At 71.8% G+C, this 13,478-nt stretch carries 4 protein-coding genes; all 4 read left to right on the top strand.

Annotated elements, in window-relative coordinates; genetic code table 11:
- Positions 1-244: 244 nt before the first annotated feature.
- Entirely contained in the window at positions 245-6,730 is a 6,486-nt protein-coding gene (locus tag ACFYR0_RS12420) for an RHS repeat-associated core domain-containing protein (protein WP_389325435.1), read from the top strand.
- Entirely contained in the window at positions 6,717-7,175 is a 459-nt protein-coding gene (locus ACFYR0_RS12415; protein ID WP_389325432.1) for a hypothetical protein, read from the top strand. The genes ACFYR0_RS12420 and ACFYR0_RS12415 overlap by 14 nt, the downstream gene beginning before the upstream one ends.
- A 426-nt stretch (positions 7,176-7,601) precedes the next feature.
- Complete coding sequence (locus tag ACFYR0_RS12410; RefSeq protein WP_389325429.1) at positions 7,602-8,468, top strand: DUF4132 domain-containing protein; 867 nt, start codon at positions 7,602-7,604, stop codon at positions 8,466-8,468.
- Positions 8,465-13,372, top strand: coding sequence for a DNA-binding protein (locus tag ACFYR0_RS12405; protein WP_389325426.1), 4,908 nt, complete (start codon positions 8,465-8,467; stop codon positions 13,370-13,372). The genes ACFYR0_RS12410 and ACFYR0_RS12405 overlap by 4 nt, the downstream gene beginning before the upstream one ends.
- Positions 13,373-13,478 lie beyond the last annotated feature (106 nt).

The raw sequence follows: 13,478 nt of genomic DNA, 5'->3' as shown, positions 1-13,478 counted from the left end.
ACGCCCCCGCAACCCCCCCCCGGGGGGGGGGCGGGGCCGGCCCCCCCCCCCCCCCCAGCCCCCCCCCCGGCCCCACCGCCGAGCCGGGCCCCCGGGGGGGGGGGGGGGGCCGCCGCGCCCCCCCCCGCCCCGCTTTCCGCGGCATCCGACCCGACCGCGCGCAGGCGCCGTCGACATCCGGCGGACAGGCGGGAACACCCGCTCGAACGCCGTCTGACCTTCACCGAGATCGGGGAACATCACCGTGTCTTCATCACCCCTCCGACCACGTCCGCCAGGGGCGGTCCTCCGCCGCTGGCTCGGCCGTGGCGGACTGGTCGTCTCCCTCGCCCTGCTGCCGCAGATCGTGGTGCCCCTGGGCTACGACTTCACGGCACAGGCCTCCACCGGCCGCAAGGCCCTGGAGGACCGTCCGGACGCGAAGATCGACAAGGTCGGCCGCCTCCGACCGGGCTCCTCCAAGGCGCCCAAGGACAAGGCCGCCCCCGCCGCCCGGCAGACCCGTGAACGGCTGAAGAAGACCGCCTGGCCGAAGCCCGCCAAGGCCACGGCCGCCGTCCCCGCGACCGGCGGGGCCACCGTCACCGTCGGCACCCTCGGCGTGAGGCTGGCCCAGCTTCCCGCCGCCCCGGCCAGGGGCAGGGCCGCCGCGAAGGCCACCGGGGCGGCCGAGAAGGTGGCGCTGAGCGTCCACGACCAGGCGACCGCGAAGAAGGCGGGCGTCAACGGCGTCCTGCTCACCGTCGACCCGGTCGGTGCCACCTCCGCGAAGGGTGCCCGGGACGACGACAAGCTCCGGCTCTCCCTGGACTACTCGTCCTTCAACGACGTCTACGGCGGCAACTTCGGTGCCCGGCTGCGTCTGGTGACGCTTCCCGCCTGCGCCCTGACCACCCCGCAGAAGGCGTCCTGCCATACCCGGACCCCGGTGGCGGGCGCCGACAACGATGCCGGGTCCCAGACCCTCACGGGCACGGTCTCCGCCCGGTCCCTCGCCACGGGTGCCCCCATGCTGCTCGCCGCGGCTGCCGAGAGCTCCGGCGGTGGCGGCGACTACGGCGCCACCTCGCTGTCCCCGACCGCGACCTGGGAGGCGGGCGGCAGCACGGGTGACTTCACCTGGAACTACGGCCTACGGGTCCCTCCGGCGACCGCCGGCCCGTCCCCGAACCTGGCGATCTCCTACAACTCCGGCTCGGTGGACGGCCGTACGGCGGGGGAGAACAACCAGACCTCCGTGGTCGGCGAGGGCTTCTCGATCACCGAGTCCTACATCGAGCGCAAGTACGGCTCGTGCAAGGACGACGGCCAGTCCGGCAAGGGCGACCAGTGCTGGAAGTACGCCAACGGCACCCTCGTCCTCAACGGCAAGGCCGTCGAGCTCGTCAACACCTGTGCCGACAAAGCGGCTTGTGACAGCGCCGCGCTGTCCCAGGCGTCCGGCGGCTCGTGGAAGGTGAAGAACGAGGACGGCACCCGCGTCGAGCACCTGACCGGAGCCACCGGCAACGGCGACGACAACACCGAGTACTGGAAGGTCACGGACTCCTCCGGTACCCAGTACTTCTTCGGCAAGCACCGGCTGCCGGGCTGGAGCGACAACGGCACCGCCGCCGACGACCCGGTCACCAACTCGGTGTGGACCGTGCCCGTGTTCGGCGACGACTCCGGCGAGCCCTGCCACAACTCGGCCGGCTTCGGCTCGTCCTCCTGCACCCAGGCGTGGCGCTGGAACCTGGACTACGTCGTGGACACCCACGGCAACGCCTCCACCTACTGGTACACCAAGGAGACGAACTACTACTCCAAGAATGCCGACACCACGGTCAACGGCACCGCCTACACCCGCGGCGGCTACCTCGACCGCATCGACTACGGCCTGCGCAGCGACCTGATCTACGCCAAGCCCGCCGCGCAGCAGGTCCGCTTCACCTACGCGGAGCGCTGTGTCGTCTCGGGCGGCTGCTCCAGCCTGACCGCGACCACCAAGGCCAACTGGCCCGACGTGCCCTTCGACATGATCTGCGCGTCCGGCACCAAGTGCACCACGCAGATCGGCCCGTCCTTCTTCACCCGCAAGCGTCTGACCGACGTCACCACCTCGGTGTGGACCGGGACCGGCACCACGCAGCGGGACGTCGACACCTGGCACCTGGAGCAGGACTTCCCCGACACCGGTGACGCCTCCTCGCCCAGCCTGTGGCTGAAGTCCATCAAGAACACCGGCAAGGCCAACACCACGGCGGCCGAGATGCCTCCGGTCGTGTTCGGCGGTGTCCAGCTCTCCAACCACGTCGAGGGCAGCGGCCCGGACACCCTGCGCTACATCAAGTGGCGTGTGCGCACCATCAAGTCGGAGACCGGCTCCACCCTCACCGTCAACTACTCCGACGTGGACTGCGTCTTCGGCTCCAGCATGCCGTCGGCGGTCGACAAGAACACCCGCCGCTGCTTCCCCGTGAAGTGGTCGCAGTCCGGGGCGACCCCGGTCACCGACTGGTTCCACAAGTACGTGGTCACCTCCGTCTTCCAGGACGACCCGTACGGCCACGGCGACACCGGCGAGACGTACTACGACTACCAGGGCGGCGCCGGCTGGGGCTACGCCGACGACGAGGGCCTGACCAAGGCGTCCAACCGCACCTGGGGCCAGTGGCGCGGCTACGGCAAGGTCGTGCAGACCTCCGGCGACTCCGAGGGCCCGCGCTCGAAGAAGTCCACGCTCTACATGCGCGGCCTGAACGGCGAGAAGGAACTCGACGGCACCGCACGGGTGGAGAAGGTCACCGACTCCACCGGCACCTCCGTCGACGACTCCCGCCAGTACGCCGGCTTCGTCCGCGAGACCGTCGTCTACAACGGCACCGAGGAAGTCAGCGGCACCATCAACACCCCCTGGTCCCACAAGACCGGCAGCCACACCTACAGCTGGGGCACCACCGACTCCTGGATCGTCCAGCCCGGTGAGACCGCCACCCGCACCAGGACCGCCACCGGCACCCGCACGGTCCGCACGAAGAGCTCGTTCGACACCACGTACGGCATGCCGCTCACCGTCGAGGACAGCGGCGACACCGCCAGGACCGGTGACGAACTCTGCACGCGGACCACGTACACCCGCAACACCGCCGCCTGGCTGGTGGCCAAGGTGAGCCGCGTCGAGGTGTACTCCACCTCGTGCGACAGCACTCCGGTGATACCCGACGACGTCGTCTCCGACGTCACCACGGCCTACGACGGCCAGGCCGTCGGCGTGGCACCCACCAAGGGCGACCAGACCGCGAGCTACCGGGTCTCGGCGCACAACGCCGACAAGACTCCGGTCTACCAGAAGGTCTCCGGCACCACCTACGACAACCTGGGCCGCCCGCTCACCGAGACCAACGCCCTGAACCGCACGGTCAGGACGACCTACGTCCCCGACGACACCGGCTACGGCCCGCTGACGGCCAAGACCTCGGTCGACCCCAAGCTGTACTCGTCCACCACCGAGGTGGACCCGGCATGGGGCACGGCCACCAAGACCACCGACGCCAACGGCAACGTCACCGAGTGGTCCCTGGACGCACTCGGGCGGCTGCGGTCGGTCTGGAAGCCCAACCGCTCCCGCGCACTCGACGACGCCGCGAGCATCGTCTACGCGTACAGCATCAACAACGACAAGGAGACCTGGCTCCGCACCGACGTCCTCAAGGCCGACGGACAGACCTACAACAGCTCCTACGAGATCTTCGACTCGCTGCTGCGCTCCCGCCAGAAGCAGTCTCCCGCGCCGAACGGCGGCCGGGTGATCTCCGAGACCCTCTACGACGACCGCGGCCTGGCCCACATCTCCAACTCTCAGGTCCACGACAACCTGGCGCCCTCGGGCGCGCTCGCCAACACCTTCCCCGGCTCCGTCCCCGCCTCCACCGAGACGGTCTTCGACGCCGCCGGCCGGGCCACCGAGACGATCTTCCGGGTCTACGACCAGGAGAAGTGGCGCACCAGGACCGAGCACCAGGGCGACCGCACCGCCGTCACCGCCGCCGCGGGCGGCACCGGCACCCTGAGCATCACCGACGCCCGCGGCCGACTCGTCGAGCGCCGTGAGTACGGCGGCCCGGTGCCGACCGGCACCGACTACACCAGCACCCTCTTCGAGCACGACCCCACCGGGCGGCTGACGAAGATGACGGGCCCGGACAACTCCGTCTGGTCGTACGGCTACGACCTGCGCGGCCGCAAGATCACCTCCACGGACCCGGACAAGGGCACCGTCACCACCACCTACAACGACGCCGACCAGCCCGTCACCACCACGACGACCCTGAACGACGTCTCGCGCACCCTCATCACCGACTACGACGAACTCGGCCGCAAGACCGGCACCTGGGACGGCGTGCGGGACAACGCCCACCAGCTCAGCAAGTTCACCTACGACTCCCTCGCCAAGGGCAAGGTGACCGCGGCCATCCGTTACGTCGGCGGCACCACCGGAAAGATCTACTCGCAGGTCGTCACCGGCTACGACGCGCTCGGCCGTCCGAAGGGCGCCAAGACCGTCATCGCCGCCAGCGACCCGCTGGTCACCGCAGGCGCGCCGCAGACGTTCACCACGGCCACCACCTACAACATCGACGGCACGGTCCAGTCCACCTCGATGCCCGCGGTGGCCGGACTGCCCGCCGAGACGGTCACCAACAGCTACAACGGCCTCGGCATGATCACCGGCACCGACGGCATGACCGACTACGTGCAGAACGTCGGCTACTCCCCGTACGGCGAGATCGAGGAGACCCGGCTCGGCACCTCCACCGGCGCCAAGCAGCTCCAGGTCCTCAACCGCTACGAGGACGGCACCCGCCGCCTGGCCAACACCCACACCGTCGACCAGACCAACGCCGGGTACACCAGCGACATCGACTTCGTCTACGACGCCACCGGCAACGTCAAGTCCATCACGGACAAGGCGAACGGCAAGGACACCCAGTGCTTCGCCTACGACGGCTACCGCCGTCTGACCGAGGCCTGGACCCCGTCGTCCGGTGACTGTGCCACCGCCCGCTCGGCGTCCGCGCTCGGCGGCCCGGCCCCGTACTGGACCAGCTGGACGTACAAGAAGGGCGGCCTGCGCGACACACAGACCGAGCACCGGTCCACGGGCGACACCCGGACCGTCTACGGTTACCCGGGCGTCGACGCCTCCGGCGGCGGTCAGCCCCACACCCTGACCTCGGTCACGGTCGACGGCGGCGCGGCCAGGACCCTCGAGTACGACGAGCAGGGCAACACCACCAAGCGCTATGGGCCCAGCGGCGTCGCGCAGACCCTGACCTGGGACATCGAGGGGGAACTCACCCGCCTCACCGAGGGCGCCAAGGCCACCGACTACCTCTACGACGCCAACGGCGACCTGCTCATCCGCCGCAGCGGCACCAAGACCGTCCTCTACCTGGGCGGCCAGGAGTTGCACTACGACACCGGTACCGGGAAGTTCAGCGCCCAGCGCTACTACTCGGCCGGTGACATCACCGCCGTGCGGACCGAGACCAGCCTGACCTGGATGGTCGACGATCACCACGGCACGGCCTCGATGGCCGTGGACGCCACCACCCAGGCGGTCACCCGCCGCTACACCAAGCCCTTCGGTGAGTCCCGCGGCGCCACGCCGCAGGCCTGGCCGGACGACAAGGGGTATCTCGGCAAGCCCAGCGACTCCGAGACCGGACTCACCCACGTCGGTGCCCGCGAGTACGACCCGGTCATCGGACGCTTCCTGTCCGTCGACCCGATCCTGGCCACCGAGGACCACGAGTCCCTCAACGGCTACGCCTACTCCAACAACACCCCCGTCACCAAGTCCGATCCGACCGGTCTGCGGCCCATCACGGACTGCGAGCGCGGATGCAGCGACGGCAAGGGCGGCACGTACCGCGACTACATGACCATGGGCCCCAACGGCACCTGGGTCTACAACTCCACCCGGACCTACACCACCAAGGTGCCCGGCACGTCCAGCGTGTACATCAGCGCGACCGTGACGACCCGCAACGGCAGGACGACTGCGGCCAACGTCTCCGTCTACAAGAAGCCGAGCTTCAAGAAGGGCCCGAACCCCGAACCGGACCGCAAGGACGGCAAGAAGGGCCCCGACGGCGAGGACTCCGTGGACCTGTCCGCCGAAGAAGTGGTCGCACTCTGGGCGACGGGCGGACCGCCGGAGATCACCCTTCCCCCGGACGGTGAATTCGTCCGTCAGCTCCGCACGGAGGACCACTACCGGGGCTTCTACCGGAAGATGCAGGCCCTGATCAGGGACGGCGTCTACAAGGACGACGGGTCGTTCCACAAGAAGCACAAGGACCGGAGCGACTGGGCGAAGAAGTGGGAGGGCCTGACGGACCTCACCGGCTTCTTCACCTCCGGCATCTACGGTGCCAGTCCCGCGAGCTTCGCGCTCGGTTCGTACAATCTCGACTACGAACTGCTCGGGGTGTCCTGCCAGCCGCCCCAGACCGACTCGGAGTTCGACCACGGAGCTCTGGTCGGTCAGGTCAGGGTGACGGTGTCCAACAACATGAACCGCGAGTCGGCCGGCCGTGACCTGTCGGACGAGGGGTACAAGAAGGGCAAGAGCAACCCCATCATGAAGGCGGGACTGGACGCCGCGAAGCTCATCTGGCCCGACGGGCAGACGGACATGCAGGTGAACATCACCTTCATCGAGGAGATCTATGTTCCGTACTAGGCGAAGACGACAAGGAGTCCTCGCCGCCGTCCTCGGCGCCGTCCTGGTCACGACCGTGACCGGGTGCGCCGACGGTGACGACTTCCCCGTCCCCACGAAGGCCCAGGTCGCCGGATCATGGAGCAACCCCGCGGGGGACTGGGTCACCTTCGACAAGGACGGCACGGGCACCATCTCCCGAGGAGCGCAGCTCCAGCTGAGCTCCTCGGTACAGGCGGGCGAGACCAAAGAGGTCTGCCCGTTCTCCTGGGGAGTGGACCCGATGCCCGCAGGGGGCGGCGAATGGGTGTCCGTGACCTTCGGGAAGGGACAGTGCGGATTCGCTGGGATGGGGAGGTTCGGCCTGACCTACTACTACGGCGACGACGACGAACTCCTTCTGTCGCCGAAGGTCGAGAACCCCGAACCGGAAGAGATCTACGCGCGGAAGAAACCGGCCGCGTAGGAGAGAACCCGAACCGGAAGCGGTGTCGGCCCGAGTGCTGATCGGCGGGGAGACGGAAGCGTCCGTCTCCCCGCTGTCGTGTTTTCCGCGCGGCGGCGGGCGGGCTGGGCCCGACCGCCACCTGTGCCGGGACGACGTACCCGGCGGGAAGGGCTGCGCGGACGGTGCGTCGTCACGCCCTTCGCTCCGTCGCGTCCTGACCTCCACCGGGATCTGCCGACGGACTCGTGCGGGCCGCGGAAATGTTGCCGGCACGGACTCGGACGCGGCCCGCGCCGTGGCGGTCGGGACGGGGGATCGCCGGGGGTCGGGAGTCGATTGTCAGTGGGCGGCGCTAGCGTTTCCCACATCGTCGCACTGGGGCCGAAATTCCCTCGGCCGAACTGTGCTTTCTTCTTGTGCTCTTGACGCGGAAGGCTGTGGCTCGTGGGTTGGCTGTCGGCGGGTGACGGGTATGAGGTCGCCCTGGTGGAGGGGCGGGTGGCGGCACGCGCCACCTCGGGCAGGGCTGCGGGGCGACAGTTGAAAACACTGCCGCGCGCGCTGAAGGACCACCCGGAGGTCGAGCGGCTGCGGCGGTTCGCCGAGTGGCTGGACCGGCACGCGGCCGGGTGCGTCGCCCAGGTCGACGCCTGGATGGTGTCGTCCCTGCCCGTGCCCACCGGCCTGCTGGCCCGGGTCTGGCCGGACGAGGCGTGGCAGTCCGCGCTGCGCGACCTCGCGGTGGTCGGCGACGACCCGGACGAGGTCGGCTTCCTGCGCGGCGCCACCGAGTCCGGCGAACTGCGGATCGTGAACCTCGACGGCGAGACGGTCCGGCTCTCCCCGCGTACGGTGACGCTGCCGCACCCGGTGCTGCTCCCGGACCTCGACGACGTACGGGAGTTCGCGGCGGAGCTCGGGATAGTCCAGGGTGTCGAGCAGATCCACCGCGCGACCTGGCGGCGGCCGGACGGCCTCGACGCCAAGGCCACCGAGGTGCGCGACTTCACCGGGGGCACGTTCCGCTCCCGCTTCGCCCTCGCCGCGCGCGCGTCCTCGCTGGGCTACCGCGTCTCCGGCGGGTACGCCACCGCCCGTGTGCGGGACGGCGGGCGGACCGTCGAGGCCTCGGTGTGGATCGGGGAGCCGTACTGGGACGACGAGGTGGAGACGGGGAGCCTCACCTGGCAGGACCAGGACGGCCGGGCCCTGCCACTGCGTGAGGTGGGCCCGGTGGCCTGGTCGGAGGGGATGCGGATGGGCGCGGCGCTGTACGCCGGCCGCGTGATCGAGGAGGGCAAGGACGCATGAGCGGGGGGACCGAGGTGTCGTACGAGGAACTGCTGACGGCGGGCGGTGTCCTGCCGCCGGACACGGAGGGGGCCGGGGAGCAGGCGGTGCCACTGACCACGCGGACCTACCGTCACCCGGGGCTGGAAGACCGGGTGGTGGTGCGGCTGGTCGCCGAGGAACTGGGCGCGGCGGAGGACCTGGCCGCCGGCTACCTCGGGCTCGTCCAGGACGTGGACCCGGCCGTGGTGGGCCTCGCTCAGCGTCAGTCGCTGGGCTTCCCGGAATGGGTGCTGGTGCACCACCCGCAGGACGGCCACCACGCCCTGGGCGTCATGCCGGACCTGGAGCGGGTGGCCCGGCAGGCGAAGTCCAAGCCGAAGGCGGCCCTGGACGCCTACCTCGAGCTCGGCGCCCGGCTGGCGGCCTCGGTGCCGCACTTCCTGCCCACGTTCTACGAGCAGGCCGGGCGCGTGTTCCTGGGCGAGGAGAACGCCACCTACGCGGCGCAGTTGTTCACCCGCGCCCGCAAGGCCGAGGCGGAGCACGGCCTGGTGGTCGAGGAGGAGCGGCTGGACGCCGTCTTCCTCGAGTTCGCCCTGGCGGGGGCGCTCCCGGTGAAGGTGCTGTCGGCGTACGCGAGGGAACTGGCCGCGCGCGTACCGGCCGACGAGGCGCTCGAGCGCTTCACCCGGCTGTGCCTTCGCCGCACGGCAGGCGGCCTCCCGCCGTCCGCCCAGATGGCGAACGACCTGCGCAGGCTGGCCCGCGCCGCCGGGAGGGACGCGGAACTGACGGAGCAGGAGTATCTGGCCGAGCTGCTCGTCCTGCCGGCCACACTGCGTGCGGCGGCGGGCTGGTGGAAGGGCCACCGGGCGGCACTCGTGGCGCTTGCCGCGCGGCAGCCGCGGATGCGCGGCGCCCTGCTGGACATGATCCCGTCCTGCCACGACGACGAGATGCCCGCGATGTGGCTGGCCGTCCTGGAGACGTCCGGTGCCGTAGCCGGGCTGTGGGACGCGTCGCTGCCCGAGGAGGAGCGCCCCCGGGACGGCGCGGCCGGCTGGCTGGAACGGTTCCTGGCGTTCCGCGAGCAGGTGCGGTCCTGGCACGGCTCCACCCGGATGACCGAGCTGTACCCCCTGGTGGAGCGGATGGCGGACCAGCTGCGGGCCGAACTCGCGGCCGCCGGGCGCGGGCTGGGCGTCGAGCACGACATCGACCTGATCGACCTGCTGCTCTCCCTCGACGTGCCGGTGGCCGCCCCGGGGAAGCACCACAGCCTGATGCTGGTGCAGTGGGCACCGGGCGAGGGACACCGTGACCTGGTGTCGCTGGGCGCCGACCCCCGCTTCCACGAGTCGTTCCTGCGCGGTGCCGAGCAGTTCGGGGACAACGACCAGACGCTGCGCGCGATCCGCCTGCTGGCGGTGTCGCCGGGCGGTCGCCCGCTGCTCGCGGACTGGGTGCGCGGGGTGGTCCGCCGGTTCACCGCCGTCGGTCTGCCCCAGCTGCCCGACGCGCTGAGCCGACTCAAGTGGCTGCCCGCCGAGGCGCTCGCGCTGGCCGAGGACGAGGTGCGCGAGGCCGTCGCCACCGACCTCGCCCCGGTCCTGGCGCGCACGCTGAGGGCCGGACTCTTCGACGAACTGGGCTGGCCCGCCTGGGAGGACGCGGCGTCCGCACTGGTCCCGGAGAACGACGTCGAGGACCTGATCGTCGCCGACGCCTGGCCCCACCTCATCGTGGCGGGCGCCGCCCAGGCCCGGGTGATCGGCGCCGAGGGCACCGTCCTCACCCACGATCTGCGGATCCCCGCGAACGACAGCTGGGGCGACCCCGGCTTCCACCACGTCGACGGCGAACTGCTCGTCTACTGGAACAACCGCGGCGACGGCCTGCGCGGATACTGGCACTCCCGCCCGGACCAGCCCCAGACCCTCCAGGGCCCGCGGTCCACCCGGGGCACCCAGATGGACTGGTACAAGGGCGACATGCCGATCACCCTGCCCCTGCCCGGCGGCGGCCGCACGACTGGCGCAGGCGTTCTGCACGTCGGGGACACCACCCTGCCCGAGGAGCGCGGGGTCCTCACCGACGGCGTCGCGTACTGGGTGTGGCGTCCCTCCGAGGACGAGGCGGAGCGCGGCTGGTGCGAGTACGACCCGGCTACCGGGGAGACCGGCCGGATGAGCCGGCCCCCCTTCCTGGCGGACGCGCTGCGGGACACCCCCGAGGGCTCCGAGTTCGTCGTCGGCAAGGTGCGTCCCTCACCCACGGCCGGACCGGCACCGGCCTCCGCGCCCGTGGACGGACTGATCGGGCTGCGCGTGGTACGGCTGCCCGACGGCTCCCTGCGCGCCGAGAACCTCGCCGGACACACCGTCACCGTGCCCGCACGGTCGGGCCGGCCCGCCGCCCTGGTGACGTTCCCCGGCGCCGACCGGGCCCAGGCCGTCGTCCGCAACGGCTGGCAGCTCGAACTGATCGACCAGGACGGCGTCGTCACCTCGGTGGCCAAGACCGACCGCACCCCGGGCGTCTTCGGCCAGGGCACGCTGCTGCTGCCGCCCGTGCAGTACTGGGAGTGCATGACCCCTCGTGACCCGGAGGGCTCCGAGGCACTGCGCCGGATCGACCGGGACACCGCGGGAGCCCTGCTGGTGGCGGCCGCGCGGGAGGACGAGGAGGCGCTGCCGCTCGCCGTCCGCACACTGCTGTCCGTCAGCGACGACGCGCTCGTGGCGGGCATCGCCGGAGTGGTGCGGTACGCGGCCGGACAGCAGGCCGTCCTGGACGCGGCGGCCGACCGGCTGACCCGGGCGCTCGACGGCGACCTGGGACAGGAGGGCCCGGCCGGTCCGGCCGACGCGGTGATCCAGGACGCGGCGAGCGGTCTCGGAGCCCAGCGCAGCTACTGGTGGGGACGTGACGACGAGGACGACACCGTCTTCCGCGCCCTGCGCGTACTGACCCGCGCCGCCGGACTCGACGAGACCGCCGTGCCCGCGGAGCGGACGGTGCAGCTGCACCTCGACGGGCCCGCGCTGCCGAGCGGACAGCCGGACCTGGCCACACTGCTGGACCGGGTGACGGCCCTGGCGTTCCGAGCGGCGGCCGGTACCACCACCGAGGAGCAGCGCGAGGTGCTGAGCCTCCTGCTCGGCCGGTTCGACGCCCTCGGCCTGACCGGGGCGCCCGGTTCGGAGCACTGGCGCAAGGTGGCCATGCGACTGCCGGCCGGCCCGCTGCGCACCCCGTCGGGCGAGTGGCGCGAGGGCACCTGGAACGGAGTGCTGCCGCTGGGCGGCGGGGCGTTCGTCGCCTTCACGGGACGCCGCTCCCTGGACGACGACGGTGGCGTGTTCACCGGACTCTTCCACGACCCGGCCGGGCGGTTCGTCACACCGGACCCGTACACGCTCGTGGAGTCGGCGCCGCTCGGTGAGTCCGTCGAGGCGGGCCGGGCCGTGACGCTCCTCGCGGAGCTGGCCGCCCGCGGCCCGGCGCCCTGGTTCCCGGAGGCGGCCGAGGAGTTCGCCCGGCTCACCGGAGTCACCGAGACCATGGCCCGGCTGATCGTGGCCGGCCTTCCCCGGGTCGACGAGTACGAGCGGACGTTCCTGACCACGGAGGCACGCACCCTCATCGGGGTCAAGGTCGCGCCGGCCGCCGTCGCCAAGGACGAACTGCGTGGTGTGGACGGCGGCATCCGAGCCGCGGTGGTGGCGGCGCTGTTGCCCGCCGACCCGGCCCGCCTGTGGACCGAGGGGCCCGACGTGGCGGCCGCGGCCGAGGTCTGGAACGCCAGGGTCGGCCGCCGGCCCGCCGTTCCCGAGGAACTGCTCAGCGACGCCCTGCGCGCCGTCAAGCACGCCGGGTGGGACGTGCGCAAGGCCCTCCCGGCCCTGTTGCACCCGGCCGGAGAGCCGCACCTCACCCAGGACCTCGAGTGGGCGGTGGACGGCGACCGCGTCCGCCCCGTCGGGGAGAACCCGGTCGGGTTCACGGCGGACACGCTGATCGGGTCGGTCGGTCTCGCCGCCTGGCTCGCCCACCGGCTCCCGGCCGGGGACCCGGCCCGCGCGGCGCTGCCCTCGGCCCTCACCGCCGTGCGAGAGCGGCTGGCCCACCCCGGTCTCGTCCTCGACCTCGGGGAGTACATCAGCCTCCCCGCGTTCCGGAAGACCGCGGGCGCCCCGACCGAGAGGGGCCAGGGCTACGAGCGGTACGGCGCCGTCATCCTCGCCACCCATGACGACCAGCCCGCTCCGGGCCTGCGCGTCGACCTGCTCGACGAGGCGGGCCAGGACCCGTATCTGCCCGCCCTGCGCGTCGAGCACCAGCGGCCCTACGCGGCCGAGGTGGCACTGCGCCTGACCCGGTCCACCCGCTTCGCCGCCCTCCTCGCCGACCCGGGCGAGCCCCTCGCGGGCGACCGGGACAAGGACGGCACCTGGTGGCCGCAGGACCCGAGCCGCTCCGTGCCCGACCTGGTCACCCAGGCCGCCAAGGAGTACGGCATCGGCGAGGACGCCGCCACGGTGTACCTGATGCTGCTCGCCATGCCCGACCCCACCGACCGGATGACGGCGCGGTGGACCGGGTGGAAGCCGGCCCGGCTCAAGGCCGCCCGCGCCGAACTGGCCGCCACCGACCTGGTGGTGGAGGCCAGCCGCACCCGGGCCGGACGCTCGCTCTTCCTGCCCGGCGGCTGGACCGACCTCGGCGCGCCGCGCGTGCCGCTGGAGCCGTGGAAACTGCCGCTGTACGGCGACCTGATGGACGGCGGGCACGCGTCGTTCGGTGTGGTCGTACCGGCCGAACCGGCCGCCGACCTGTACCGCAGAGCCTGGCAGCGGATCCAGGACGGCGACACGCCCCGCTTCGAGGAGCTGAAGGTGCGCCGGGGGCGGCGGCGCTGAGCCGCGGGCGGCGGGCACGGGGGCGCCGGGTCACACCGGCGCCCCCGCCGCCCTCGTGACACCGGCCCGCTACGGCGCGTCGGCCCGTATCTCGTAGCCGGGCCCC

This window comes from Streptomyces sp. NPDC005017 (genome assembly GCF_042873115.1).
Lineage (GTDB): Bacteria > Actinomycetota > Actinomycetes > Streptomycetales > Streptomycetaceae > Streptomyces.
Note: the sequence above shows the minus strand (reverse complement) of the source record. Positions and strands in the feature narration are given on the sequence as shown.